This is a genomic window from Streptacidiphilus jiangxiensis (assembly GCF_900109465.1).
GTDB lineage: Bacteria > Actinomycetota > Actinomycetes > Streptomycetales > Streptomycetaceae > Streptacidiphilus > Streptacidiphilus jiangxiensis.
On sequence record NZ_FOAZ01000010.1, the window covers coordinates 36,318 to 62,218 of the forward strand.

22 protein-coding genes, 1 pseudogene and 1 riboswitch are annotated in these 25,901 nt (G+C 73.8%); of the genes and pseudogenes, 9 read left to right on the plus strand and 14 right to left on the minus strand.

Annotated features, from left to right (window positions below; translation table 11 throughout):
• Positions 1-338: 338 nt before the first annotated feature.
• The 3 genes from BMY61_RS20000 to BMY61_RS20010 all read left to right on the plus strand — a co-directional run bounded on the left by BMY61_RS20000 (position 339) and on the right by BMY61_RS20010 (position 5,501).
• Entirely contained in the window at positions 339-2,075 is a 1,737-nt protein-coding gene (locus BMY61_RS20000) for a cholesterol oxidase substrate-binding domain-containing protein (protein WP_042450196.1), read from the plus strand.
• Positions 2,076-2,103: 28 nt separating this feature from the next.
• Entirely contained in the window at positions 2,104-2,850 is a 747-nt protein-coding gene (locus BMY61_RS20005; protein WP_042450323.1) for a crotonase/enoyl-CoA hydratase family protein, read from the plus strand.
• A gap of 308 nt (positions 2,851-3,158) precedes the next feature.
• Complete coding sequence (locus tag BMY61_RS20010; protein WP_042450198.1) at positions 3,159-5,501, plus strand: protein kinase domain-containing protein; 2,343 nt, start codon at positions 3,159-3,161, stop codon at positions 5,499-5,501.
• 20 nt (positions 5,502-5,521) lie between these two features.
• On the opposite strand, the gene BMY61_RS20015 is transcribed toward BMY61_RS20010, so the two are convergent.
• Together BMY61_RS20015 and BMY61_RS20020 are read right to left on the minus strand one after the other, a co-directional pair.
• Entirely contained in the window at positions 5,522-6,145 is a 624-nt protein-coding gene (locus BMY61_RS20015; RefSeq protein WP_042450200.1) for an FMN reductase, read from the minus strand.
• A 34-nt stretch (positions 6,146-6,179) separates the two neighbouring features.
• Positions 6,180-7,283, minus strand: a complete 1,104-nt coding sequence (locus BMY61_RS20020) for an LLM class flavin-dependent oxidoreductase (protein ID WP_042450325.1) — start codon at positions 7,281-7,283, stop codon at positions 6,180-6,182.
• Positions 7,284-7,412: 129 nt separating this feature from the next.
• Between BMY61_RS20020 and BMY61_RS20025 the strand changes: the two genes are divergently transcribed.
• Together BMY61_RS20025 and BMY61_RS20030 are read left to right on the plus strand one after the other, a co-directional pair.
• On the plus strand, positions 7,413-8,174 hold the full coding sequence (locus tag BMY61_RS20025; protein WP_042450202.1) for a MerR family transcriptional regulator: 762 nt from the start codon (positions 7,413-7,415) through the stop codon (positions 8,172-8,174).
• Positions 8,175-8,233: 59 nt separating this feature from the next.
• Positions 8,234-8,740 (plus strand): macro domain-containing protein, encoded by a 507-nt coding sequence (locus tag BMY61_RS20030; RefSeq protein ID WP_042450204.1) that lies wholly within the window; start codon positions 8,234-8,236, stop codon positions 8,738-8,740.
• A 161-nt stretch (positions 8,741-8,901) separates the two neighbouring features.
• On the opposite strand, the gene BMY61_RS47750 is transcribed toward BMY61_RS20030, so the two are convergent.
• Positions 8,902-9,354 (minus strand): DUF6508 domain-containing protein, encoded by a 453-nt coding sequence (locus BMY61_RS47750; protein ID WP_236656089.1) that lies wholly within the window; start codon positions 9,352-9,354, stop codon positions 8,902-8,904.
• Positions 9,340-9,792, minus strand: a pseudogene (locus tag BMY61_RS47755) (HD domain-containing protein); the annotation flags it as partial. The pseudogene BMY61_RS47755 and the gene BMY61_RS47750, both read right to left, overlap by 15 nt.
• Before the next feature lie 212 nt (positions 9,793-10,004).
• Between BMY61_RS47755 and BMY61_RS20040 the strand changes: the two are divergent.
• Complete coding sequence (locus tag BMY61_RS20040; protein WP_082015138.1) at positions 10,005-11,060, plus strand: MBL fold metallo-hydrolase; 1,056 nt, start codon at positions 10,005-10,007, stop codon at positions 11,058-11,060.
• 3 nt (positions 11,061-11,063) lie between these two features.
• Here the strand turns inward: BMY61_RS20040 and BMY61_RS20045 are convergent, their stop codons facing one another.
• Positions 11,064-12,230, minus strand: a complete 1,167-nt coding sequence (locus tag BMY61_RS20045; protein WP_082015139.1) for an ADP-ribosylglycohydrolase family protein — start codon at positions 12,228-12,230, stop codon at positions 11,064-11,066.
• On the minus strand, positions 12,169-13,224 hold the full coding sequence (locus BMY61_RS20050) for a helix-turn-helix domain-containing protein (protein ID WP_063773282.1): 1,056 nt from the start codon (positions 13,222-13,224) through the stop codon (positions 12,169-12,171). The genes BMY61_RS20045 and BMY61_RS20050 overlap by 62 nt, the downstream gene beginning before the upstream one ends.
• A 184-nt stretch (positions 13,225-13,408) precedes the next feature.
• Between BMY61_RS20050 and BMY61_RS20055 the strand changes: the two genes are divergently transcribed.
• Positions 13,409-14,680 (plus strand): MFS transporter, encoded by a 1,272-nt coding sequence (locus BMY61_RS20055; RefSeq protein WP_052438855.1) that lies wholly within the window; start codon positions 13,409-13,411, stop codon positions 14,678-14,680.
• A gap of 24 nt (positions 14,681-14,704) precedes the next feature.
• On the opposite strand, the gene BMY61_RS20060 is transcribed toward BMY61_RS20055, so the two are convergent.
• Positions 14,705-15,409 (minus strand): DUF4232 domain-containing protein, encoded by a 705-nt coding sequence (locus BMY61_RS20060; RefSeq protein ID WP_042450209.1) that lies wholly within the window; start codon positions 15,407-15,409, stop codon positions 14,705-14,707.
• Positions 15,410-15,604: 195 nt separating this feature from the next.
• Between BMY61_RS20060 and BMY61_RS20065 the strand changes: the two genes are divergently transcribed.
• Positions 15,605-16,828 (plus strand): styrene monooxygenase/indole monooxygenase family protein, encoded by a 1,224-nt coding sequence (locus tag BMY61_RS20065; protein WP_042450211.1) that lies wholly within the window; start codon positions 15,605-15,607, stop codon positions 16,826-16,828.
• On the opposite strand, the gene nicT is transcribed toward BMY61_RS20065, so the two are convergent.
• The gene (gene nicT, locus BMY61_RS20070) at positions 16,818-17,954 is read right to left on the minus strand and encodes a Nickel transporter NicT (protein ID WP_042450214.1); all 1,137 of its coding nucleotides are present in this window, start codon (positions 17,952-17,954) and stop codon (positions 16,818-16,820) included. The genes BMY61_RS20065 and nicT overlap by 11 nt on opposite strands.
• 32 nt (positions 17,955-17,986) lie before the next feature.
• Positions 17,987-18,187, minus strand: a riboswitch (cobalamin riboswitch).
• A 90-nt stretch (positions 18,188-18,277) separates the two neighbouring features.
• Here nicT and BMY61_RS20075 point away from each other — a divergent pair.
• The gene (locus BMY61_RS20075) at positions 18,278-18,667 is read left to right on the plus strand and encodes an ArsR/SmtB family transcription factor (protein WP_042450335.1); all 390 of its coding nucleotides are present in this window, start codon (positions 18,278-18,280) and stop codon (positions 18,665-18,667) included.
• A 22-nt stretch (positions 18,668-18,689) separates the two neighbouring features.
• On the opposite strand, the gene BMY61_RS20080 is transcribed toward BMY61_RS20075, so the two are convergent.
• The 6 genes from BMY61_RS20080 to BMY61_RS20105 all read right to left on the minus strand — a co-directional run bounded on the left by BMY61_RS20080 (position 18,690) and on the right by BMY61_RS20105 (position 25,852).
• Positions 18,690-21,248, minus strand: a complete 2,559-nt coding sequence (locus BMY61_RS20080; protein WP_052438856.1) for an Hsp70 family protein — start codon at positions 21,246-21,248, stop codon at positions 18,690-18,692.
• 68 nt (positions 21,249-21,316) lie between these two features.
• Positions 21,317-22,132 (minus strand): co-chaperone GrpE, encoded by an 816-nt coding sequence (grpE, locus tag BMY61_RS20085; protein ID WP_042450216.1) that lies wholly within the window; start codon positions 22,130-22,132, stop codon positions 21,317-21,319.
• Complete coding sequence (locus BMY61_RS20090) at positions 22,129-24,450, minus strand: ATP-binding protein (RefSeq protein ID WP_042450218.1); 2,322 nt, start codon at positions 24,448-24,450, stop codon at positions 22,129-22,131. The genes grpE and BMY61_RS20090 overlap by 4 nt, the downstream gene beginning before the upstream one ends.
• Positions 24,451-24,541: 91 nt before the next feature.
• Positions 24,542-24,784, minus strand: a complete 243-nt coding sequence (locus BMY61_RS20095) for a hypothetical protein (RefSeq protein ID WP_174514509.1) — start codon at positions 24,782-24,784, stop codon at positions 24,542-24,544.
• A gap of 124 nt (positions 24,785-24,908) precedes the next feature.
• Complete coding sequence (locus BMY61_RS20100; RefSeq protein ID WP_042450220.1) at positions 24,909-25,538, minus strand: suppressor of fused domain protein; 630 nt, start codon at positions 25,536-25,538, stop codon at positions 24,909-24,911.
• Between the two features lie 101 nt (positions 25,539-25,639).
• Positions 25,640-25,852, minus strand: a complete 213-nt coding sequence (locus BMY61_RS20105; RefSeq protein WP_042450222.1) for an MbtH family protein — start codon at positions 25,850-25,852, stop codon at positions 25,640-25,642.
• Positions 25,853-25,901: the final 49 nt, after the last annotated feature.

Genomic DNA, 25,901 nt, shown 5'->3' on the forward strand with positions numbered 1-25,901 from the left:
GGCACCCGGCCCGTCACGCTCCCGGCGGTCCCCGCCGTGGGCGCTATGGGTCGTTTACGGCTAATCCTCCCCCTCGGGTACCCCCTTCGCACGAGCGACAGCACGGTCCGCGCCTTGCGTGTCTTGACTTCTTCGGCGTCGCGCTCGAATCTCGGCTCACCCATCGCCACCCGACTGTCCCGCCGTGCCCGCATCGCCGGCGTGACGCCCGCGCGGGACCGCACCGCCCGGCGCTTTCATCCATCCCTTCCCGCCGTGTGTCGGCGTGCGCCCCCGACCACTCTCGGCCGCCGCGTCCACACGGCTGTGCTCCCACCCGAGCCGACCGGAGGACAGTCATGGATCAGCACGACCGCGCGCGCCTGTCGCGCCGCGCCTTCCTGGGCGCGACCGCAGCAGGCGCCGCCCTGGGAGCCGCCTCGTGGACGCCCGCCTTCAGGGTCACTCCCGCGGAGGCGGCCACCGCGGCACCCCCGAACTTCCCCGCCTCGATCCCCGTCTACCAGCAGGCTTTCCGCAACTGGTCCGGGGAGATCCAGCTCGACCCGACGTGGACCTGCGCGCCGACCACCCCGGCCGACGTGGTCACCCTCGCCAACTGGGCCTACGCCAACGGCTGGCGGCTGCGCGCCAAGGGCATGGGACACGGCTGGTCGCCGCTGCTGGAGCCGAACGGAGCCACCGGCAACTTCGTGCTCGTCGACACCACCCAGCACCTGACCAGCGTCACCGTGAACTCCGGCTCCCCCGCCAGCGTCACCGCGCAGGCCGGGATCACCATGACGAACCTGCTGACCACCCTGGAGGGCGCGGGCTACGGGCTGACGAACACCCCCGCGCCGGGCGACCTGACCCTCGGTGGCGTCCTCGCGATCGACGGCCACGGCACCTCGGTGCCCGCGAACGGCGAGACGCCGATCTCCGGAAAGACCTACGGCACGGTCAGCAACCTGGTCGTCTCGCTGACCGCCGTGGTCTGGGACCCGGGCAGCAGCGCCTACGTACTCAAGACCTTCCAGCGCAACGATCCCGACATCGGTGCCTTCCTGGTCAATCTCGGCCGCGCCTTCGTCACCGAGGCCACCCTGCGGGTCGGCGCGAACGTGCGGCTGCGCTGTGTCTCGACGTACACCACGCAGGTCACCGACCTGTTCGCGCCGCCGGCCTCGGCCGGATCCAGCTCGTTCGCGGCGCTGGTGCAGCAGAGCGGACGGGTGGAGACGATCTGGTTCCCGTTCACGACCGTGCCGTGGCTGAAGGTCTGGTCGGTCACGCCGAGCAAGCCGTGGTTCTCGAAGGAGGTGGACAGCCCGTTCAACTACAGCTTCTCCGACTCGGTCAGCAGCCAGGAGTCGCAGTACATCTCCGACATCGTGGCCGGGGACGTGTCGGTGACGCCGACGTTCGAGAACCTGGAGATGAGCATCGTCGGCTCCGGGCTGATCGCCACCGGCACCTGGGACATCTGGGGCTGGGCCAAGAACACCACGCTGTACGTGCGCCCGACCACGCTGCAGGTGACCGCGAACGGCTACACCATCCTGTGCCGGCGGGCCGACATCCAGCGCGTGGTCAGCGAGTTCTACAGCTACCTCGTCGGGCAGCTGAACACGTACAAGGCCGCGGGCCAGTACCCCATGAACGGCCCGTGGGAGGTCCGGGTCACCGGCCTCGACAACGCCGCCGACTGCGGCGTCCCGGGCGCGGTGGAGCCGCTGCTGAGCGCGGTCAGACCGAGACCGGACCAGCCGCAGTGGGACACGGCGGTCTGGATGGACCTGCTGACGATCCCCGGCACGCCGCAGTCGCAGCAGTTCTACCGCGAGACCGAGCAGTGGGTGCTCTCCAACTACACCGGCAGCTACGCGGCCGTGCGCGCCGAGTGGTCCAAGGGCTGGGCCTACTCCGGCTCGGCCTGTTGGGCCGACCCGACCGTGCTGGGCACCACCATCCCGGCCGCCTACCGGGCCGGCCAGCCGACCGGCGCCAACTGGGACACGGCGCTGTCGACGCTGGACCGGTACGACCCGGGACGGATCTTCTCCAACTCCTTCCTGGATACCCTGCTCCCCTGAGTTGTCCGGTACTTCACGGGTGGTGCGGGTGAACGCAGTACGGATCGAACGCTCCGGGCCGGTGTGGACGGTGGTCCTCTCCCGCCCGGAGCGGCGCAACGCCGTGGACGGCCCCACCGCGGACGCGCTGTACCGCGCGTTCGCGGAGTTCGACGCGGACGAGACCGCGTCGGTGGCCGTCCTGTGGGGAGAGGGCGGCACGTTCTGCGCGGGCGCCGACCTGAAGGAGGCGGACGGCCCGCAGGGCAACACCCTCTCTCCCGAGGGCCCCGGCCCGATGGGCCCGAGCCGGATGCGGCTCGGCAAGCCCGTCGTCGCCGCGGTCGCCGGCCACGCGGTGGCCGGCGGACTGGAACTGGCCGTCTGGTGCGACCTGCGCGTGGCGGCCGAGGACGCGGTCTTCGGCGTCTTCTGCCGCCGCTGGGGCGTCCCGCTGATCGACGGCGGCACGGTCCGCCTGCCGCGCCTGGTCGGCGCGGGCCGCGCGATGGACCTCATCCTCACCGGCCGCGAGGTCCACGCCGCCGAGGCACTGGCGATCGGACTGGCCGACCGGATCGTCCCCGCCGGGACGGAGCGCGAGGCGGCGGAACAACTGGCCCGCGAGATCGCAGGCCTGCCGCAGACCTGCCTGCGCAACGACCGCCTCTCGGCGCTGGAGGCGGAAGGCCTCACCGAGGAGGCGGCGCTGACGAACGAGTTCCGGCACGGCATGGCGACGCTCACGGCCGAAGGCCTCCCGGGCGCTGCCGCGTTCCGCGCGCGCGAGCGCTGAACCCGGGCTCGCGCGCGGCAGGCGGGCGGCACTGACCGGCTCGCCACGCACGCGCCTTGGGCCCCCGCAGGCGTGACGCCACGCCAAGGCGTTCCGGCCTCCGACAGCGGCTCCGACCCCCGCACGGCGGACGGGCACGGCTGACCAGTCACGCGCCCTGGGCGCCGCAGGCGTGACGCCGCGTGGGGCGGCCGCGTTCCCGTTTCGCTGGGAGGCCGTGGCCGCGCGGCGTCCCCCGGCGGCGGAGGCGGCGCCGATCGGCCTAGACTCTGCGCCGACGTAGCCGCTGAACTCTCCGGGGGATCCGCATGCAGCCGCTCGAAGCTGACGATCCAGCAGTCATCGGCCCGTACCGACTCGTCGCGCGCCTCGGGGCCGGCGGGATGGGACGGGTCTACCTCGCGCGCAGCGCCGGCGGCCGGACGGTCGCCGTGAAGGTTGTGCGCGCCGACCTCGCCGACAATCCCGACTTCCGCGACCGGTTCCGGCGCGAGGTCGCCGCCGCGCAGGCCGTTGATGCCGCGTACACCGCGCCGGTCGTCGACGCGGACCGCGACTCGGCGACGCCGTGGTTGGCCACGGCGTACGTGCTGGGCCCGTCGCTGACGGAGGCCGTCGTCGAGCACGGGCCGCTGCCCGAGGAGAGCGTGCGGGCGCTGGGTGCGGTCCTCGCCGAGGCCCTCGCCTCGATCCACGGCGCGGGGCTGATCCACCGGGATCTGAAGCCGTCCAACGTGCTGCTGGCGGCGGACGGGCCGCGCGTCATCGACTTCGGCATCGCCCGGGCGTTGGACGGCGCGGGCGCCGCGTTGACCAGCACCGGCGTGGTCGTCGGCTCGCCGGGCTTCATGTCGCCGGAGCAGGCCTCCGGCAAGAAGGTCGGACCTGAGGGGGACGTGTTCTCCCTCGGCTCCGTGCTCGCCTTCGCCGCGACGGGCCACGGGCCGTTCGGGCAGGAGTCCGCGGCGTCGCTGCTCTACCGCGTCGTCCACGAGGAGCCCGACCTCGAGCGCGTGCCGAGCTCGCTGCGCGAGGCCATCGGCGCCTGCCTGATGAAGGACCCGGCGTCGCGCCCGACGCCGCAGCAACTGCTGCAACTCCTGGCCCCGGACGGCGCCGCCGCCCTGCTGCGGGGCGGCTGGCTGCCGGGCCAGGTGGCCTCCGGCATCGCCCAGCACGCGGCACGCGTCATGGAGTTGGAGACCCCGGCACCGGTCGTGGCGGGCCAGGACCCGCGCGCCGCTGCGGGCACGGGCGCCCAGGAGGGCGGCACCGTGATCCTCGGCGCGACGGGCGCAACAGGTGGGTCCGGCGTGGAGAACGGCACCGTCGTCCTCGGTGGCAGCGGCACCGGGAACGGCGGTGCCGCCGGTGGCGGGGCCACGCCCGTCCCGGCGCCGACCGCAGCGGCCGAGCCGTCGCGGCGCAAGGTGCTGTACGGCGCGCTCGGCGCCGCGGCCGTCGTGGCTGCCGGTGGTGGTGCCGCGCTCGCGCTGTCGAACGGGAACTCCCCCAAGCCGAAGCCGAACAGCAACGACCAGGCTCACGGCTCCGGGAGCCCCGCTCCCCAGCCGAGCCGTCCGCCGGGCGTCGCGCCGACGCCGGTCTGGACCTACCAGGCCAACCAGAAGGTGGACTGCCCGCCGGTGCTGCTCGGCCACAGCCTGCTGGTCACCGACGAGAGCCTGGTCGCGCTGGACCCGCGCTCGGGTGCCAAGCAGTGGACCGGCCCGACCCTGCAGCCTTCCCTCCAGCAGCCGCCGTTCGGATTCGGCGGCGGCTTCGTGGTGACGCTGCCGAGCAACTCCCCGGACACCATCGCGGGCTACGACCCGTCCAGTGGCGGGCAGAAGTGGTCCGTCGGATCGCCGAAGCAGTACCAGCTGCACAACCTGCTCGGCGTCAACGACCAGGCCGCCTTCATCGACGCGACGAAGTACCCGCTGGACGCGAGCGGGAACGTGAACATCATGGGCACCACGGAGGAGCTCGCCCTCGCCGTCGACCTGCACACCCGCAAACTGCTGTGGGAGCAGAAGCGCAACGTCCAGCCGGGCGCCGGTCAGGACGTGCTGGGCTTCGCGACCGACAAGTACCTCGTCTACACGAACGACAACAACAACGTGGTGGTCAGGGACGCCGTCTCCGGTGCCCAACTGTGGTCGCAGGACTACGGCCTGAAGGGCTTCCCGAACCCGGAGATGCCGCTGCTCGCGCAGGACACGCTCTACCTGCCCGGCAACAAGATCGTCGGCTACGGCCTGGCCAAGGGCGACACCGTGATGACGGCGCCGCAACAGGGCACGCTGGGCTACGGCAACCTCGGCTACAAGGACGGCGTCCTGTACTGCACGCTCGGCCTGGGCACGGTGCTCGCCCTCGACGCGCACACCGGCAGCCAGCTGTGGACCTCGTCGGTCCAACTCAGCCTCGACTCCAGCCCGCTGGTGGTCGTGCAGGACACCGTGTTCTGCACGGTCGCGACGGCCACGGGCGGCGACGCCATCGCCGCCCTGGACCGCACCAACGGGCACGTGCTGTGGACGTTCACCGACGCCGGCGCCCAGGACGCCGACTGGTGGTGCGCGACGGACGGCACGATGCTCTACGTCGCGCACGACAACCACGTGTACGCCCTGCCGTCACGCTGACGGACGCGGCGCCGCGCGCCTCACGGCACCCGCAGCGCCGCCAACTGCTGCTCGAACGGCACCACGTCCGCGAAGGCGTCCCGGCGCCGGGCGCGGGCGGGTTGCCGCAGCAGCACGGCGGCGAGCTCGTCGGCCGCACGGTCGATGTGCTGTCCGAGGCCGTTCTGCTCGGCCGAGGCCCAGTCCTCGGAGGCGGCGAAGACCGCCGTGGGCACGACGGCCGCGCGCAGGTAGGCGAAGAGCGGGCGCAGGGCGTGGTCCAGGGCCAGCGAGTGGCGCGCGGTGCCGCCGGTCGCACCGAGCAGCGCGGGCCTGCCCGCGAGCGCGCCCTGCTCCAGCACGTCGAAGAAGGACTTGAACAGGCCGCTGTAGGAGGCGGAGAAGATCGGCGTCACCGCGATCACCGCGTCGGCGCCGGTCACCGTCTCGATCGCCTCCCGCAGCGCCGCTCCGGGGAACCCGGTGACCAGGTTGTCGGCGATGGGGTGGGCGAGCTCGCGCAGCTCGACGTGCGCGACGCGGACCTCGCGGCCCGCCTCGGCCAGCCGCGCCCGGACCGCCTCACTGAGGCGGTCGGCGAGCAGACGGGTCGAGGACGGCTGGCTCAGTCCGGCCGAGACGACGGCCAGGGTGACGGATTCCACGGGGTTCTCCTTCGGGCCTTGGTTCGGGCCCTGTTCAGGCCTTGACGGCGTCGGTGTCGGTGTCGGCGGCGGCCGCGGCGACCAGCGAGGCGTGGGTGGGCGCGTCCGGGACGTCCGCCGGGCGGTTCTTGGCGAACTCGCGGCGCAGCACCGGCACGACCTCCTCGCCGAGCAGGTCGATCTGCTCCAGCACCGTCTTCAGCGGCAGACCGGCGTGGTCGACCAGGAAGAGCTGGCGTTGGTAGTCGCCGGCGTACTCGCGGAAGCTCAGGGTCTTCTCGACGACCTGCTCGGGCGAGCCGACGGTGAGCGGCGTCTGCGCGCTGAACTCCTCCAGCGAGGGGCCGTGACCGTAGACGGGCGCGTTGTCGAAGTAGGGGCGGAACTCGCGCACCGCTTCCTGGGAGTTGCGGCGCATGAAGACCTGGCCGCCGAGCCCGACGATCGCCTGCTCGGGGGTGCCGTGGCCGTAGTGGGCGTAGCGGGTGCGGTAGAGGTCGATCATCCGCTCGGTGTGGTCCTTGGGCCAGAAGATGTTGTTGTGGAAGAAGCCGTCGCCGTAGTAGGCGGCCTGCTCGGCGATCTCGGGCGACCGGATCGAGCCGTGCCAGACGAACGGCGGCACGCCGTCCAGCGGACGCGGCGTCGAGGTGAAGGACTGCAGCGGGGTGCGGAACCGGCCCTCCCAGTCGACGACGTCCTCGCGCCAGAGGCGGCGCAGCAGGGCGTAGTTCTCCACGGCCAGCGAGATGCCGTCGCGGATGTCCTTGCCGAACCACGGGTACACCGGGCCGGTGTTACCACGGCCGAGCATCACGTCGACCCGGCCGTCGGCCAGGTGCTGGAGCATCGCGAAGTCCTCGGCGATCTTCACCGGGTCGTTGGTGGTGATCAGCGTCGTCGAGGTGGACAGGACGATGCGCTCGGTCCTCGCCGCGATCCAGCCCAGCATGGTCGTCGGGGAGGAGGGCACGAACGGCGGGTTGTGGTGCTCGCCGGTCGCGAAGACGTCCAGACCGACCTCCTCCGCCTTCTGCGCGATCGCGACCATGGCCTTGATCCGCTCGCGCTCGCTCGGGGTGCGGCCGGTGGTGGGGTCGGGCGTGACGTCACCGACGGTGAAGATCCCGAACTGCATCGTGCTCACTCGCCTCTCATGGTTGTTGTTGAAAATTCAACCATGCTCCACAACATCTCGCCACTCGCCGCCATTCCCGAGGGTGTGACAGCGATACTGTTGAGCCCACTGGGCCGGCCGGGAACGGCCATGGCGGCGGGGCGCGGGGAGGCGCGGTTGACGGTCGAGGCGTGGTTGACGGTGGACGAGTTGGCGGCGCGGGCCGGGATCACGGTCCGCACGCTGCGCTTCTACGCCGCCAAGGGGCTGCTCCCGCCGCCGGAGCTGGGCCCGCGCCGGGTCGGCCGCTACGGCCCCGAGCACCTGGGTCGGCTGGAGCTGATCGAGGAGCTGCAGCGGCAGGGCCTCACCCTCGCGGCGATCGAGCGCTACCTCGCCGAGCTGCCCGACGACGTCGGCTCCCTGGACCTGGCCGTGCACCGCGCCCTGGTCGCCTCCTGGCAGCCGGAGACCGCCGAGCGGATCAGCCGCGACCAGCTGGAACGCCGGGCCGGCCGGCCGCTGGACGACGCGGACCTGGACCGCCTGGCCGCGATGGGTGCCATCCGCCGCCCCGAACCCGCCCACGGCGACGAGCCGGAGGCCGGCTCCTTCCCCGTCGACCCGGGCCTGCTCCCCCTCGGACTGCGCATCCTGGACGTACCGATCCCGCTGGAGACCCTGGTCGCCGCCCGCGCGGTGGTCCGCCTCCACAGCCGCGCCACCGCGCACGACCTGCACCGCCTCTTCCGCGACACGGTCTGGCGACCCTTTCTTGCCTCGGACCCGGACGAGGCCGGCCTCGAACGCATGAAGGAGCTGAGCTCCCACATCGAGCCCCTGGTGATCCAGGCCCTGGTCACGGCCTTCCAACGCTCCCTCGCGGAGGAGTTGGCCGCTCCGGCGGAGTAGTGCCGCTCCGCCGGCAGCGGTGGGGCCGATTGTCAGTGGGGTCGGCTAGCGTCGGATCCGTGAGTGGGGGCAGCGAGGGGGACGAGGGGATCCGCTACCTGCGCGGCGACGCGACGGCGCCGCAGGGCAAGGGTCCCAAGGTGATCGCGCACGTCTGCAACGACCTGGGCGGCTGGGGCAAGGGCTTCGTGGTGGCCCTCTCCCGACGCTGGCCCGAGCCGGAGGCGGCGTACCGCAGGTGGCACCGCGAGCGGGCACGGAACGACTTCGGGCTGGGCGCCGTCCAGCTCGTACCGGTCGGTCGGGCCGAGACGCCGCTCTGGGTCGCCAACCTGATCGGCCAGCGCGGCATCCGCACAGGCAGCAAGGGCGTGCCAGTGCGCTACGAGGCGATCGAGCAGGCGCTGACGACGCTCGCCCCACAGGTGTTGGCGTTGGGCGCGTCCGTGCACATGCCCCGCATCGGGTGCGGGCTTGCCGGCGGCCGGTGGGAGCGGGTCGAGCCGCTGGTCCGGCACGCCCTGACGGACCGGGGCGTGGCCGTCACCGTGTACGACCACGACTGACGGACCGCTCCGCACACCACGCCGGGCCTTGCCACGCGTACGCCGCGCCGGCCGGTGCAGGGCCGGGCCCTGTCCTGGAGGCCCAGTCCCGGGGCCCAGTCCCGGGGCTCTGTCCCGGAGGCCCAGTCCGGGGGCGCTGTCCCGGGAGCCGAGGGCCTGCCCTAGCCTTCGCCGGTCTCGTACCAGAGGCCGAGCGCGCGGGCGGTGGCGCTCAGGCGGCCGTTCTTCCAGGCGGCGAGGAGGGTGCCTGCGGTGAAGCGTTCGCCGCGGACCAGGGCCGTCGCCGTGCGGACGGCGTCCGCCGGGGTGAGGGTGCCGTCCGGCTGGAGGTGCGGGAGGCCGAAGGCGTTCCAGTGGTACGCCGGCGTGACGGCTCCGATCGCCGAGAGCGCCTCGGTGACGGCGTGGACCCGCGGGCCGTAGACGGGGTGGCGCCCGTCCCACTCCGCATCGCCCGGCTGGACCGCCCAGCCGGAGGCGAAATCGGTGAGGCGCCCCCACGCCGCCGCCCCGCGGTCGAGGCCGGCCAGCAGAGCCTCGTCCGTCGGGTCGCCTTCCCCGCCCGCGCCCGCCGCCGGAGCCACCACGGTCTCGGGGTGGAGCAGGCGGCGCATCTGGTCGTACTTGGCGGTCAGGCGGGCCCGCAGCGCCGCGTCCGGGAGCAGCGCCAGACGCTCGGGCGCCGCATTGCTCGCCAGGTCCGCGTCCTTGACCGTGCTCGCGCCGGGCGTCGCCAGGATCCGCGCCGTGTAGTCGGGCAGGCCTTCGCCCTCACGCCGGGTCATCGCCAGCACGATGTCCTTGGTGCGCTGGGGCAGCGCCGCCGCCGCGAGCCACTCGGCCGTCAGCACGTCGTCCTCGACGGCGTCGTGCAGCCACGCCGCGGCGACCTGCGCCTCGTCGCCGCCGTGCTGGGCCGTGCCCAGGGCGACGGCCGCCAGGTGCTCGGCGTACGGGCGCCCCACCTTGTCGACCTGCGCGGCGTGCGCGGCGCGGGCCACGGCCTCGACCTCGTCGAGCGTGAGCCAGGTCGGCTGCGCGGACTCCGGCATCGTCGGCGGCATCGTGTACGGCCCCTTCCCGTTTCGGCTTTCCCCCTCCGGTCCAGTGTCGCGCGCGACCCGCGCCGGGACCGCGCGGGACACACGTCGGACGCAGGTGAGACCGTCACGGGACAGCCAGGTGAGACGCGCGGCGGAGCCACCCTGGCCGCCCGGTGGACCCCATTAGCGTCGGCGGCTCGTTCATCGGACAATCAACGACCATGAACGCGGACCGCACTGATCAAGCCATCACCCGTACCGTTCCGGCCACCCGTACACCGCACGCACCGGTACGGGGCGAGCTGCGCCCGGTCGCGGACGGCGTGCACGTCTGGCGCCCGCTCCCCGGCGTGGGCTGGGGGCTCGCCAACTGCGGCCTGCTGACCTCCAGTTCCAGCGCGGCCTGGATCGACACCCCGTACGACCGCACGCTCGCGGACCAGTTCCTGGCCCTGTCCCGACCGCTGCTGGCCGAGGGCACCGCCATCGACTGGCTGCTCGTCACCCACGGCAACGGCGATCACCTGTGGGGCTGGGAGGCGGTGCCGGACGCCCGCGTCGTCTACACCGGCGCGGCGGCCGCGCACATCGCCCACGAACCGGACCCCTGCGACCTGCACCGGCTCGTCCACGACGCCGATCCGGACACGCTCGTCGGCTGGTACCTGAGCCGCCACTTCGGCCGCTACCGCTGGCCCGAGACGCAACTGCCGCAGCCCGCGCTCACCTTCTCCGGCGAGGTGGAGATAGCCGTCGGCGAGATCCCGGTCCAGCTGACGCAGCTGCCGCCCGCCCACACCACCGGCGACCTCATCGCCTACCTGCCACGCCAGCAGGTCTGCTTCAGCGGCGACATCGTCTTCGCGGCGACCGAGGACGAGGCCGGCGACCACCCCGTGCACTGGGCCGGCCCGCTGGAGAACGTGATCGACGGTTGTGACCGCGTCCTGGCCACCGGCGCCACGGTGATCGTGCCCGGCCACGGCCCCGTCCTGGACCGCACGGGCGTACTCGCGCACCGCGACTACCTCTGCCACCTGCGCGACCGCGTCCACACCCTCCACGCGGCGGGCGTCCCCGCGCCGGAGGCGGCCCACCGGATCGCCGCGGAGAACCACCACCCGGCGCTGCACCTGCCGGAACGCCTGTCGATCACGGTCGGCCTGCAGTACCGGCACCTGGACGCGAGCGCGCCCACGCCGATGCTCCACCAGATGCAGGCGCTCGCCCGCCTGGCCTGGCAACTCGAGCACCCCGGCGTGCCGGTACCGAGCTGACCTTCAGGGGCGCGAGGAAGTTGCAACCAGCAGGTCTGCGATGCGGAGGAGCGTCTCCGTACCCTCGATCTGGTCCAGCCAGTCCTGGGGGAGCGCCGCCGCGCCGTACGCCGCGCCGAGGAGGTTGCCGCAGACGGAGCCGGTGGAGTCGCTGTCGCCGGAGTGGGTGACCGAAAGGGTCAGTGCCCGGCGCGGGCCGGTCTCGGCGGCGGCGAGGAGGCCGTGGACACCGATGGCCAGGCACTCCTCGGCGATCCAGCCGAGGCCCACGCGCTCCACCGCGTCGAAGTCCGGCACGCCCTCGTCCGCGATGCGGACCGCGCGTTCCAGGTCGGCCACCGTCTCCTCCGCGCCGGGCAACCCCGCCGTCTGCGCGATGGTCGCCACGACCGCGGCCCGCGGTTCCGCTCCCCCGACGAGGCGGTCGACCAGTGCGGCGAACGCGCCGGCGGCGAGCGCGCCGGTGGGGTGACCGTGCGTCAGCTGGGCGCAGTCGGCCGCGAGCCTGAACGCGCGGTCCGGGCCGAGCCCGAGCAGGCCGAACGGCGCGGAGCGCATCACCGTGCCGCAGCCCTTGGAGTCCGGATTCACCGGACCACGTCGCCCGAGCGCGACCGGGAGAGCGGCCGGGGGCGTCACGTGGGCCTCGAGGCCCGAGAGGCAGGCGTTGCCGGGCGCGCGGGAGGCGTAGAGCCAGGCCTCGGCGAGCAGGCCGGTCGCGTCCGGCTGCGGCACCGCCTCGCACTGCGTGCGCAACCAGCGGCGGTAGGCCGCGTGAACCGCGGGCAGAACCGCCGCAGAGGTCGCCTCGCCGGCCTGGAGCAGGCCCTCCGCCGTGAAGAGCGTCATCTGCGTGTCGTCGGTGACCTCAGCGAGTCCGCCGGGGGCGAATGCCAGCGAGCGCACGCCCTCCGGGCCGTGGCGGTCGAGGATGCGCTCCAGTCGCTGGAACTCCACCGGCCAGCCGAGCGCGTCTCCCAGCGCTCCGCCGAGCAGGCAGCCGCGCACCCGGTCCGCGCGCGCTGCCTGGTCCGCACGCTCTGCCGCGTCCGCGCACCCCGCCTGGCCCGCGTCCTCTGCCTGGTCCGCGCCGTCCGCACGGGTCGGCTCAGGCGTTCCCGCCGCCGTTCTGCCGGTCCCCGTGGTCGTTCGCGACGTCCCCGTCGTCATGGCGCACCCCCGTGCTCCCCGTGGCGAGCACCTCGCCCGCCTCGGTGCGACGGTAGACCACGCGGCGGCCCACGCGCGCGCCGACCACGAGTTCGGCCTCCCGCAGGATCGCGAGATGGCCGCCCACGGTGCCGAGCGAGAGGTCGAGTTCGGCGGCGAGCTCGCTGCTCGTCGCCGGTCGGGCCAGTGCGCGCAGGATCGTGGCGCGGCCGGCACCGAGGAGGCGGGCGAGGGCGCGTTCGCGCCCGTCCGCTGCGGCCGTCGACTGCGCGCCGCTCCCGCGCGCGGGATAGACCAGCGCGTACGGGCGGTCCTCGGCCTCGCAGAGCCAACTGCCGCGGCTGCCCGTGTAAGGGACGAAGAGCATGCCCTCCGGCCCGACGACGCGGTCCGGGCCGGGTCGGTCGCTGAAGCGAATGGCGTCGGCGCCGATCCAGGCCGTGCGCCGGGCCATCCGCTCCAGGGCACGGGACCAGCCGTAGGCCGCCAGCAGGCCGGCCCGGTAGGTGACGTCCCGTTCGAGCAGCGTGCGGCGTCGGGGCCAGTCCGCGGCGAGGTGGGCGTCCCAGGTACGACGGTAGAGGTCCGCGGTCCGGGCGGCGAAGTTCCGGCCGGTGAGCCACGCGTCGAGGTCGTGCTCCTCCCAGCTGGCCTCCAGGGCCAGCTTCAGGCTCGCGGCGACCTCGTCGTCCGGGACGGCCCGCATCTGCGCGAGCTCGTCGTCGAGGCGGGTCCGCATGCCACCGGTGGGCGGGAGGGTGACGTGGTCGGGCAGGTACTTGGTGGAGCTCATCAGCCGTACCAGCCCCTCCGCGAACGGATCGGCGGCGAGCAGCGCGCGGAGCGCGCCGTGGTGCCGGGCGTGCCAGTCGGCCAGCCACGGGTCCAGGCAGGGGCGCGACAGCGCCTTCAGCGCCCCGAACGTCTCGGCGGCGGGCGAGAGCGCGAAGCGCGACCGCGCGAGCGCGAGCGAGTCCAGCCTCAGCAGCACCATCGCGGGCCTTTCAGGGGGTGCGGGGGGACTACGCGACAGGCCGCCCGGATCGTCGAGATCCCGAGCGGACAGGGCCGTCCGCCGTCTGGGGGCACCCCCGGCCGAAGGCTGGGGCTGCCCGATTGCTTTCGGCAGCACGCGAAACATTAGTGCCCGTACCGCCCTGCCCGGCAGGGTGCGGTCGGTGGGTACTGGACTCTCCGCCTCGCCGCTGCGGCGGCACGGCTTTCGTTGGTTCTTCGTCGGGCAGACCGTCTCGTTGCTCGGCAGTTCGATGGCGCCCGTCGCCCTCGCCTTCGCCGTGCTGGACGCCTCGCACCATGCGGGCGACCTCGGTGTGGTGCTCGCCGCACGCATGCTGCCGCTGCTCGGGTTCCTGCTGATCGGTGGCGCCGTCGCCGATCGCCTACCGCGGCGGGTCGTGCTGCTGGTGTCCAACCTGGGCGCGGCGCTGACCCAGGGCGCGGTGGCCACGCTGCTGCTGAGCGGGCACTACGGCCTCGGCGCCGTCGCCGCGCTGGAGTTCCTGAACGGACTGCTGAGCGCGTTCACCACCCCCGCGCTGCGCGGCCTCGTGCCGGAGCTCGTGGACACCGACCAGTTGCAGCGCGCGAACGCTCTGCTGGGAACCGTGCGCAACGGCAGCAAGGTGTTCGGGCCGGGGCTGTCGGGTGTGCTGGTGGTGGCGACCGGCGGTGGCGTGGCGATCGCGCTGGACGCGCTCAGCTACCTGCTGGCCGCCGTCTGCCTGGCCCGGCTGCCGTCGAGCTCGGGGCCCGCACCGGAGCGTGGTGCGCGGCGACGTCTCGCGCGCGAGCTGCGGGAGGGGTGGGACGCGTTCCGCGGCACGCCGTGGCTGTGGCGCGTGACGCTGGCCTTCTGCGGCGTCAATCTGGTGATGACCGGCACCTGGCAGATCCTCGGCCCGGAGCTGAGCGCCCGGGAGGGGTCCGCGGCGACCTGGGGGCTGCTGCTGAGCGTGCGCGGCGCGGGCATGCTGCTGATGAGCAGCCTGCTGTACCGGTTCACCGTGCGCCGCTTGCTGATGACGGGACAGCTCGTCGGGGTGCTGTCCGCGCTGCCGCTGATGGCTCTGGGTGCCGGCCTGCCCGTGCCGTGGCTGCTGGCCGCCGGCTTCCTCGGGGGCCTCGGGTTCACCCTCTCGTCGATCGGCTGGGACACCACCCTGCAGGAGCATGTGCCCAAGGGGCTGCTCTCCAGGGTCTCGGCCTACGACGACCTCTTCTCCTACCTGGCCATTCCCGTGGGCCAGTTGGCCGTGGGCCCGGTCGCGGCCGCGTTCGGGCCCCAGGCCGTGACCACCGTGGCGGGGCTGGCGTCCATGGGGTTCATCCTGCTCCCGCTCACCTCCCGGGCGGTGCGCCGACTGCCGCACGCCCTCCCCGGGGAGCCGGCCCCCGTGCCGGCTCCGGTGCCCCACCCGGAGCGCCGCTGACGGCGGCTGCGAGTGGGGTGGACGTCACTGCACGTCGCCGTTGTCACCCGGGACGACGGGGTGGATCTGGACGGTGCAGGCGATGGGTTGGAAGGAGACGATGCGCGTCGAGGTGCGGGTGCCGGGCGGGGTGACCAGGACGCCGGCATAGGTGGGGCACTGGCTCAGGCCGCCCTGCGGGACGTCGCTCCACTCCAGACGGGCGGAGACGTGGCCGTGGGCGGGGACGACGACGGTGGAGGGGGACGTCGCGCCGGGCGCCTCGCCGCCCATCATGCCGCGCAGCGTACGGGTGGCCTGGAGCACCTGGTGGTCGCCGGAGTCCAGCATCGCCACACCGGGGTAGCCGTAGAGGGTGCAGGGCTTGTCGGTGTAGTTGGTGAACAGGAAGGCGACCGCGATGTGGCCGGCGGCGCCCTCGTTCGGGCCGACGCCGACGGTGATCTGCGAACCGGTGCAGGCCGCGGGCCCGGCCGCGGCGGTGGAACCGCCGGAACCGCCGGAGGTGCCGGAACCCGTCGAGCCGGTCGAGCCGGTGCCACCCGTGGAGCCCGTCGCGCCCGTGGAGCCGGAGGCGCCGGAGGTGGAGCCGCCTCCCGTCGCGGACGCGCTGGAAGCGGAGCCTCCGGTGGACGGCCCGCCGGCCGTGCTGCCGGTGCTGGTGCAGGCGGACAGGGTGAGGCAGAGGGCCGTGGCCGCGAGGAGTCCGGAAGCGGAGTATCTCTTCATGCCTCGTTGGACGAGCCAGGCCCGCCGGGGGTTGCTCCCGCCGCGTCACAGCCCCGTCCCGGCCGGGACACCGAACGGTCTCGCGCCGCGGCACGGAGAGTCGCTGACCCAAGATCAGCGGAGTGTCCCGACGGAGCCGCCGGCCCCGACTATCCTCGGCTCGACCGCCATCCCCGGCAGCAAGGACAGCGATCCATGCGCAAGATCACCATCGTCGGTGCGGGCCAGTCCGGCCTGCAGCTCGGCCTCGGCCTGCTCGGCCACGGCTACGACGTGACCATCGTCTCGGACCGCACCGGCCAGGAGATACGCGAGGGTCGCGTCCTGTCGAGCCAGTGCATGTTCGGCACCGCCCTCGCCCACGAGCGGGTTCTCGGCCTGGACTTCTGGGACGCCGAGTGCCCGGCGGTCGAGGGCCTCGCGGTCAGCGTCGCGGACGGCGCGGGCGGGCGGGCGCTGGCCTGGTCGTCGCGGCTGGACGCGCCCGCGCGCTCGGTCGACCAGCGGGTCAAGATCCCCGCCTGGCTGGAGGAGTTCGAGCGCCGCGGTGGCACGGTGGTGCTGCGCGACGCCACCGCCGAGGACCTGGAGGACTACGCCCGCACCAGCGACCTCGTGATCGTCGCCGCGGGCAAGGGCAAGATCACCGACGTCTTCGCCCGCGACTCCACCCGCTCCCCGTACGACCAGCCGCAGCGGGCCCTCGCCCTCACCTACGTGACCGGCATGGCGCCGCGACCGGACCACACCGCGGTGACCTTCAACATCGTCCCGGGCGTGGGCGAGTACTTCGCCTTCCCGGCGCTGACCACCAGTGGCCCCTGCGACATCATGGTCTTCGAGGGCGTCCCCGGCGGCCCGATGGACTGCTGGTCGGAGGTGACGACGCCCGAGCAGCACCTGGCCAGGTCCGTGGAGCTGCTGCGCGAGTTCTTCCCCTGGGAGGCCGAGCGCTGCGCCGACGTCGCGCTGACGGACGCCGGCGGCGTGCTGGCCGGCCGGTTCGCGCCGGTCGTGCGCAAGCCCGCGGGCGTACTGCCGTCCGGCGCCCCGGTGCTGGGCCTGGCCGACGTGGTGGTCCTGAACGACCCCATCACCGGCCAGGGTTCCAACAACGCGAGCAAGTGCGCGGCGTCCTATCTCGCAAGCATCCTGGAGCACGGCAACCGGCCCTTCGACCGCGCCTTCATGGAGCAGACCTTCGCGCGGTACTGGGACTACGCCCAGTACGTGACGGCGTGGACCAACGCGCTGCTCGCCCCGCCGCCGCCGCACGTGCTGCAGATCCTCGGCGCCGCCGCCCAGAGCCCGGTGGTCGCCCACCGCTTCGTCAACGGCTTCGACGACCCGCGGGACTTCTTCCACTGGCTGATGAACCCGGCGGCGACCGAGGCCTATCTCGCGGACGTCACGGGCTGACGGCCTCGTCCCCGGAGCGCTTCCAGCGGTGCTCGACCTTCGCCAGGCGCCAGTAGCCGAGCGCGCAGGCCCAGACCACCACGAAGAGCCCGACGATGACGAAGCCGACGTTGTTGAGGTCCACACCGGAGATCCACCCGGTGACCGGGTCGGTCAGGTCGAGCTGGTCGTGCAGGATGCCGACCAGCTCGATCGTCCCGATCAGGAACGCCACGGCGATCGACAGCCCGGTGATGGTGAGGTTGTAGTAGACCTTCCGCACCGGGTTGGAGAACGCCCAGTGGTAGGCGAAGTTCATGAACGTGCCGTCGAGGGTGTCGAACAGGCTCATGCCCGAGGCAAACAGCAGCGGCAGGCAGACGATCGCGTACCAGGGCAGTCCGGCGGCGGCGCCCGACCCGGCCATCACCATCAGCGTCACCTCGGTCGCGGTGTCGAAGCCGATGCCGAAGAGCACGCCGATCGGGTACATCTGGCCCGGCCGGGAGATGGACCTGGTGAGCCGGCCCAGGATGCGGTTCATGAAGCCGCGGTTGTCCAGGTGCTTCTCCAGTTCGTGTTCGTCGAACTGGCCGGCGCGCATCGCCTTGAAGACCTTCCAGATCCCCACCAGCGCCACCAGGTTGAGCGCGGCGATCAGGTAGAGGAAGCTGCCCGAGGCCAAGGTGCTGACCGTGCCCAGGTTCTGACGGGCACTGGAGTTGTCGTTGGTCAGGTTGGTGGCCATCCGGATGCCGCCCGCGATGCCCGCCGCCAGCAGGATCACGATGCTGGAGTGGCCGAGGGCGAACCAGAAGCCCACCGAGATCGGGCGCTTGCCGTCCGCCATGAGCTTGCGGGTGGTGTTGTCGATCGCGGCGATGTGGTCGGCGTCGAAGGCATGCCGCATGCCGAGGGTGTACGCGGTCACCCCGAGCCCGAGGCCGAACACCTGGGTGCCGACCTTGTAGTGGTGCGGCACCACCATGAACGCCAGGATCCCGAAGCCGATCACGTGCATGGCCACGATCACGGCGAGCAGTCCGCCGGTGCGCCACCAGTCTCTTCTCTCCCAGCGCAGGACCGGCGTCGCCGGTATCGCGCCGGGCAGCACGGCAGTGGGGGCAGAGTTTTCGGGCAGGGTCATTCCAGGGCCAGCCTTCCAGCACCTCGTGGACGGTTCTCGTGCGTGCCGTGGCCGGTCTCCTGGCTGACGGGTGAAGCGTCCACGCACGTGGCCTTCCCAGGCGCTGGCTGCGCCCAGTGACCCCCGGACCCTGACGGGTCACGGGAACGGTGCGAGGACTTCCCGATCACAGTGGCGAGGGCCGCTCCGGACTTGAACCGGTCTTCCCGAACACCACGGCACCACCACCCTAGAAGCGGTGACGAAAGCTCACAAGCCTGCACACATGCGCAGGTGTCGAGAGGTGTTGCAGATCACCCCCGCGGCCGGGTGAAATGGCCCGCATGCATCTCCTTCCCGCCGACCGCGCCCACCGCAAGGCCATCGACGACCACACCGTCTGCGCGGCCATCGAGGGCATCGAGGGCGTCGGCGGCCCCGATGCCCTGGACGCATGGGCCGAACGGTTCTCCCTGCTGAGCGAGCCGCACCGGCTCACCGTGCTGCTCGCCCTGCACCACGCGGGCCCGATCGCGGTCACCGACCTGGCGACCGCGACCGGCATCAGCGACACCGCCGTCTCGCAGATCCTGCGACTGCTCCGCGTCTCCGGCTCGGCCGCGGCGGAGAAGGACGGCCGCATCGTCCGCTACCGCCTGACCGACCCCCTGTTGGCCACCCTCCTCGACGGCGTTCACGCACCCGCGACGCCCTCGGCGGGCGCGGTCGAGTAGCCCAGCGCCACTGCTTCGAGCACTACCCCTCCGAGCGCTGCTCCTCCGGGCGGACGAGGCGGGGCGGCCGGACGCGGTGCGCGTCGAGCTGCGTGTCGAGCTCCGGCTGGAGTACCAGGAACCGGTCCAGGGCCTGTCGGCGCCGGTGGTCGTCGGCCGCCGCGTGGGCCGCGTCGAGGTCCCGCTTGGCATCCTCGATGTCACGGCGCAGGCGCGGCTGCAGCCGGTCCTGGTCGGCGAAGGCACAGGCGTAGACGACGCGGCGCAGGTCCGCACCGAGGGCGGCGGCCTCGTCGCGGATGTGCTCGGCGATGCGGTACGCGCGGTCCAGGTCGGCGACGTCGCGAGCGCGGCGCAGGTCGTCGTAGAGCGCGCCGAGGCGCTCGCGCGCTTCCGGAGCCATCAGCGCGGCCAGGTGGTGCCGGTACAGGGAGGCGTCGGCGGCCTGGTCCCGGACGAAGGACTGGTGGCGGCGCTGCCGGTCGGCGTCGTCCAGGAAGGTGTCCAGGGAGTCCTGGATGCCCTCCCCCGCGAGCAGCCGGTCGAGCTTGCCCAAGGTGGCCTGGTGCAGGTCCAACTCCGCCTCCGTGAGCTCGCGGTGCCACCGCTCCACGAAGTGCGCCAGGTCCCGCTTGACCTCGCCGGCCCGGGCGCGGATGCGCGGCGGCACGACGCTGCGGCGGAAGTGCTGCACGACGAACTGCTCGCCCTCCAGGCTGGCGCGGACGACGACCAGCCGGTCGGCGGAGAGCTCGACCGAGACGGTCAGCCGACGCGTCCCGCTGATGCCGGACGGCAGACCGCAGTGCACGGCACCGAACGGCTGGTTGCGTTCGGCGTGGCGGAACTCGCCCTCGTAGAAGGCCAGTTCCAGGGTGTCGCCGGTGCTGGCGTTGAGCGTGTAGGTGCGCAGCACCGGCTCGAACGGGTAGGGCGTGCCCTTCTCCACCAGGACGGACATCCGGCCGTCCTTGAGCCGCAGGCCGAGCGGGTGGGCCGTCACGTTCTGCGGGTCCGCGACGGGGAACGGCTCGTCGCAGAAGCGGCAGGCCGTGACACCGGCCGGGTTGGTCTCGTCGCAGGAGGCGCAGCGCAGGCCGTCCGCGCCCCCGCCCGCACCGTCCGCCGTGACGGGCGTGGCCGGTCCGGGCAGCGCGGTGCCGCAGGCGGGGCAGAGCTCGCTGCCGACGAGCACCGGCAGGTGGCAGTTCGGGCAGTTCTGGGTGTCCGGGCCGGCGGCGGCGTCCCGGGCCGGGACCCCGTCCTCCGGCTCCGCGTCGGGCAGGGCGCCGTCGCAGACCGGGCAGGTGTCGCGGCTCGCGTCCGCGGGGACGTGGCAGGTCGGGCAGTCCACCGTCGGCCGACCGACCAGTCGCGCCCCGCAACCCGCACAGTCGCTCGCCTCCGGCGGGCACGTGGTCAGGCAGTGCGGGCACTCCAACTCGCCCAGCAGGGCCGCCTGGACGGCCGCGCCCTGCGCGACGCAGAGCATCGGGTCGATGTCGGTCCGCAGCTTCGCCGCGCCGAAGACGGCGCCGAGCCGCTCCCGCACCAGCGGCACGGAGCTGGATCCGCCGACGAGCAGCACGTGGTCGATGTCCTCGGGCAGCAGGGAGGCGTTCCGCAGCGTCGCCGTGACCTCCCCGACGGTCGCTCCGACCTGCGGCTCGATCAGCTTCTCCAGGACCTCGCGCCCCACGGTGGTGTGGAAGTTGACCGCCCCCGCGCCGAACGCGGGCAGCACCAGCTCCGCGCTGCCCGCCCGGGAGAGCCGGATCTTGAGCTGCTCGGCGTGGACCCGCAGCAGCCGGGCGTCGCCCGGGAGCGGCTCGTAGTCGGGGTGCCCGGCGCGCAGCTCCTGCTCCAGGTGCCCGGCCAGCAGGTGGTCGAAGTCCTCGCCGCCGAGCAGTCGGTCGCCGCCGAGCGCGAGGTTGTCGGTGAGCTCGGTGACCAGCGTCAGCACGGAGACGTCGAAGGTGCCGCCGCCGAGGTCGTAGACGACGATCGTCGGCGCGTCGTCGGTGCCCGCGGTGTAGCCGTGGGCGAGCGCCGCGGCCGTCGGCTCCGGCAGGACGCGCGCGACGTGGAAACCGGCCAGCTGCCCCGCGTCGCGGGTCGCGGCGATCTGCGGCTCGTGGAAGTACGCGGGCACGGTGATCACGGCCCGGTCGAAGCGCTCCCCGGTACGGGCCTCGGCATCACGCTTGATCCGGCGCAGGATCATCGCGGAGATCTGGGTCGGCGTGTAGTCCCGCCCGCCCAGCCGCACCAGGACTCCGCCGTCGGCGGCCCCGCTGACCGCGTATCCCCCGGCCCCCAGGTGCTCGACGGCCCGCCGCACCTCAGGATCCTCGAACTGCCTTCCCATCAGCCGTTTGACGGCCCATACGACGTCCTGCCCGACGGCCCTGCGGCCGAGGGCCGCCGCCCCGACGAGCAGACTCCCGTCGCCGTCGAGCGCCACGACGGACGGCGTGGCGGCCTCGCCGTCCCGGTTGAGGATGACCTCGGCGCTGCCGTGGCTCATCCAGGCGGCGACGGAGTTGGTGGTACCCAGGTCGATGCCGAGTGTCCGGTGCACGGTTCGTGTTCCTCACGGGGTCGAGCGGGCGGATGGCAGGGATGGACGACGAACGGGCGGAGCCTTGCTCAGCGCAGCCGTCTCCGCCGCGCCTCGACGCCCCACCGCGCCCGCCCACGGTGGCGCGGCAGCCCGGCAGCACGCGGCGCGCGCGGTGACGGCAGTGATGGCGTGGCCCCGCGGCGGCCTGCCCGTGGCGCGGGCACCGAGACCCCTCCCGCCCCATCCGGCTCCGCCGGGTCACCCGCAGCAGCGAGGTACGACCAGGCGGGATCGGGCGCCACGTCGGACCCGGCTCCCGGACCGTCCGCCACGACGCCGGCCGCCTCCTCCGCCGGGGGCGCCGCCGGGTCGCCCGCAGGGGCGGCCTGCGACCGGACGGGATCGGGCTCGGGATCGGGTTCCGGGGGGACCGCGATGACGACCTCCGCGCGGCGGAGCATGTCCGGGCCGAGGAGGAAGCCGCTGCGGCGTTCCTCGAGGACGGTGCCGGGGGCGGCGTCCGAGGTCGGCCGGACGGCGACGACGTCGGCGACCTCCGCGCCCGCGCCGGAGCCGAGGAGTTCCAGGGGGCGGACGTCGGCGTCGCGCAGGCGGAGCCGCAGCAGTTCGTCGATCGACTCCAGTTGGTCGCAGAGCTGCCGCAGCGCCGTGCGGTCGGGCTGGGGCGCGCCCGGGGTCGCGGCCCGGTCGAGCCAGGCGCGGGTGCGCAGGAGGGCGTCGTCGACGTCCAGGAGGCCCAGGAGCAGACCACGGGCCCGCCGGGCCTGCTCGCTCTGCTGACGTTGCAGCCGCGTCTCCAGCGCCGCGCAGCGGCGGCGCAGGAACTCCGCGTCCTCGGCGTCGGCGGAGGCGTCGGCGGAGGCTTCGGGCGGACGGTTCATCGGTGCTCCGGTTCCTCTACGCGGGACGTGGGCGTGGACGTCGGGGCCTGGGGCAGCAGTTCCGCCAAGCCTGGTACCAACGCGTGCAACGCGCCGACGTGTTGGTCGACGAGCTCGCGGGCGCGCAGCACCAGGCCTCGCTCACCGGGCCCGGTGAGCGCCGCGTGGCCGGCCAGCGGCTCGAACAGGTCGGCCAGGCACCGCCGTTCGGCGTTGGCGAGCACGCTGCGCGCGGCGGAGAGCCGCCTCTTGCGCTCGGGATCCCGACCTGCGGCCTTCAGGCCGCGTACGTAGGCGGCCTGCACGGCCGAGCCGTCGGCGCCGAGGTCCACGCCCAGGACCCGGTAGGGCGAGGCCGGTTCGGCGGGTGGTCCGGCCTCGGGGTCCTCCTCCGCGTCGCCGTCGGCGGCGGGGGCGGTGCGCGGGCGCCAGTCCGGATCGCCGGGCACGGGGGGCGGCACGGGCGTGGGCAGCACCGCGCCCGAGGGCACGCGGGCGAGGGCGGCGGCCAGGTCGGCGACCAGCTCCGGGCTGTCGGGCAGCAGGCGCGCGGCGCGTTGCAGCACGCTCACATAGGACTTCCAGGAGGACCGGTCGGCGCGGTGGCGCAGCAACCCCCATTGGCGGGCGGCCTGCTCGACGCCCGTCCGGTGTTTCGCCAGTCGGGCACCGCAGGCGGCCGCCTGCTCGAAGTCCTCGAAGGCGCCCTGCCAGTCGCGGGCCTCCAGCCGCTGCCCGGCCCGGCCGACGAGCGCCGCCGCGAGCAGCCGGTGCAGCTCCTGCCGGTGGTCGCCCGCGGCGAGGGCCACGGGAGAGGCCACGGCGTGGCTCTCGACGGACTCGACGGCGTCGTTGAAGCGCCGCTCGCGAAGCAGATGCACGTGCGGGCCGTAGCGGTCATAGAGCTCGACGACCGCCTGGAACTCGGCGGAGCGGTGCAGGCGGGCCCGGACCCGGTCGACGTTCGGCGTGCTCCAGCGGACCAGCAGCCGGGGCGCCGCCTCGTGCCAGCCCCCGGGCAGCGGGCCGGGGTGGAGCAGGTCCAGCATCGCGTCGAGGAACTCGGGGCCACCGAGCAGCGCGTGGCCGGGCTCCCGCCGGCCGGCGGTCTCGGTCCCCGCGGCCAGCGCGGTGAGCCGTCGGACCGCGGACTGCTCGACCTCCCAAGCGAGTTCGAGACGCTGGTAGGCGGGCGGACGGATCAGCGCGTCCAGCGCGCGCAGCCGGGTGAGGATCTCCTCCGCGAAGGCGGAGCGGGCCTGGTCGCGTTCGGTGGCGGTGAGCGTGCGGCCGGTGACGCGGGCAAGGGCGTCCCAGTAGGCGTCGCCGGCCAGCGCGGCGCACAGGCAGCCGACGGCCTTGCCGGCGGACTCGCGGGCGAGGTGGGTGTTCCGTTCGTGCGGCGCCCTGGCGAGCGAGGCCAGGCCGACGGCGTGCGCCAGCACCGCGTCGTCGGGGGTCACGGCCCAGGCGGCCTCCCACAGGGACGCCGCGACGAACGGGCGGCCGGCGTCGGCCGCCGCGCGGGCGGCGCGCAGCCGCATCTCGGCGAGCACGTCGGCGAACCCGTCGACGCCGTCGACCAGCGCGAACACCCGCGTGGCGGGGGACGGGCGCTGGGGCCGGCGCCGAACCAGGTCGTCGTCGGCCCACGCCTGGGCGTCGCCGTGCTCGACCTCGGCGGCGATCCTGCGCAGCAGCATCGCCCGGAACACCCCGAGGCCCTCCTCGGGCAACTCGTCCGGGTCGACGACCAGGCCGCGCAGCACGTCGCTCAGCAGCCGCGCCTCCTCGCAGTCGGCGAGCCGCGCCCACCGGTCGATGACCTGCTCGGCGGCGGCGCTGCCGCCGAGGACCACGGCCGCGCGGGCGAGATTGCCGAGCCCCGTCCACAGGCAGTCGTCGCAGCGCCCGGGGCCGTCGGCGCCGACCAAGCCGTCACGGCGGATCACGCCGTGCTCGGCGCAGCAGGGCCGGTGGCACTGGCCGCAGCGCAGCCGCACCCGCCCGGCGCAGCCGCCGACGCGGCAGGAGACGCCCGTCGGCGGGATGGGGAGCAGCAGCGCGGCCGTGTCGGCCTCCAAGGCCTCGCGGTACCAGGTGACGCTCTGTTCCCAGTCCCCCGCGCGGGCGGCGAGGTGACCGCGGGCGGCGGCGTAGGCGGGCCGGAACTCGGGCGGCACGCCCTCGGCCCTGGTCTCCAGCACCCGCAGCAGCCCCACGGCCTGCGCGTACCGTCCCGCGACGAGCGCCCGCGCGGCGCGGCTCAGGAGGAGCGTCGGCCGCTCGCCCGACTCCTGGCGCCCCGCTGCCGCCACCGTCCGCTCCCCCCGAAGCACGCGGTGGACCACGGGGGGCCACACCGTCCATTCTGCATGGTACAAGGACCTGCTGACATTCCGTCCGCGCTCAGCCCCCGGGCTGTCGACGCTCCTCGCGCTCCTCGAACCAGCGCTCCAGGTCCTCCCCCCACCGGGCGGCGTTGCTGCCGTCGAGCTGCCCGGCGAAGGCCGCCCGGGCGGCGTCGACGAGCTCCAGGGAGACGTCCGGGTGGGCCTCGGCGATCGCCCACAGCGCTGTCTCCGTGTCGTCGTCCAGCCCGGAGCAGGAGTGCACACCGCGCCCGTTCAGCACGTCGCCGAGGACGGACACGAAACTCCGCCTCAGCTCCGCCTCGGTCGGCCTGCCGTGTCGCACGGATCCCCACCCCTTCCTCGCGAACGGACCGTCCACGCACTGCGACGCCCGCCCCTGACCCGCCAGTTCCTCCGGGCGGTCAGACCACCCGGGCGGGGTCCGTGACGAGCAACGGGTCGGCCGCGGCGAGGCGCGCGAGGACGGTCTCGGTGCCGGCCTGGAGCATCTCCTCCTTCTCCGCGGCGGAGACGCCGACGACCTGCAGGAACACCACCCGGCCATGGGGAGTGCCGATGGTGCCCAGCTGGGGATCCTCGAGCAGCGCGTAGACCGTCAGGCCCGTCGGCGGCGCGTCGGGCAGGTCGGGGTGCCCGGTGGCCGGCCGCCCCATGTCGATCCGGTGGCCCGGCTCCAGCAGCACCCGCCGGGTGTTCACGTGCGTGGCCAGCCGCTGCAGGATCGCGAACGGCCAGCCGGGGGCCTGCGTCTCGTCCCCGCGGCGCACGCGCAGCGTCAGCTCGAAGCCCCAGCCGGACCACTCCGGGTCGTCCTCCGGGCCGGGCTCGAACAGCTCGCTGAGGCCGTAGGAGACGTAGTGCCAGTGGCCGTCGGCGGCGTAGGCGGAGCAGCCGTTCAGGCCCGTACCGCCCAGCTCGGGCGAAGGCGTGTAGCCGACGTGGCGCGGGTCCTGGCCGGGATACAGCCGGGCCAGGGCGGCGTCGATGGCGTCCCAGCCGGGGGCGGCCTCGTCCTCGTGGTTCTTGTTCACGGCGCCATCATGCAGTCCGCCGGCTTCGGCCTGGCGACCGGGATACGGACGACCCCGCTCCGCCGTCGGGGCGGAGCGGGGAAGGGCACTGAAAGGGCGACTCAGACCGGGGCGGGAGCCTCCATGCGCTGCCGCAGGGAGAGGGGGCGCATGTCCGTCCAGGTGGAGTCGATGTGGTCGAGGCAGGACTGGCGTGGGCCGCGAGTGCCCTCGGCGTGCCAGCCGGCGGGCAGGTCTCGGTCGGCGCGCCAGATGGAGTACTGGTCCTCGTCGTTGCGGACGACGAGGTACTCGGGTTCCTGAACCGTGGTCATGCGCGGGGCTCCTCCCAGCGGGGTCGATGCACGGGGACCAGCGTGGACG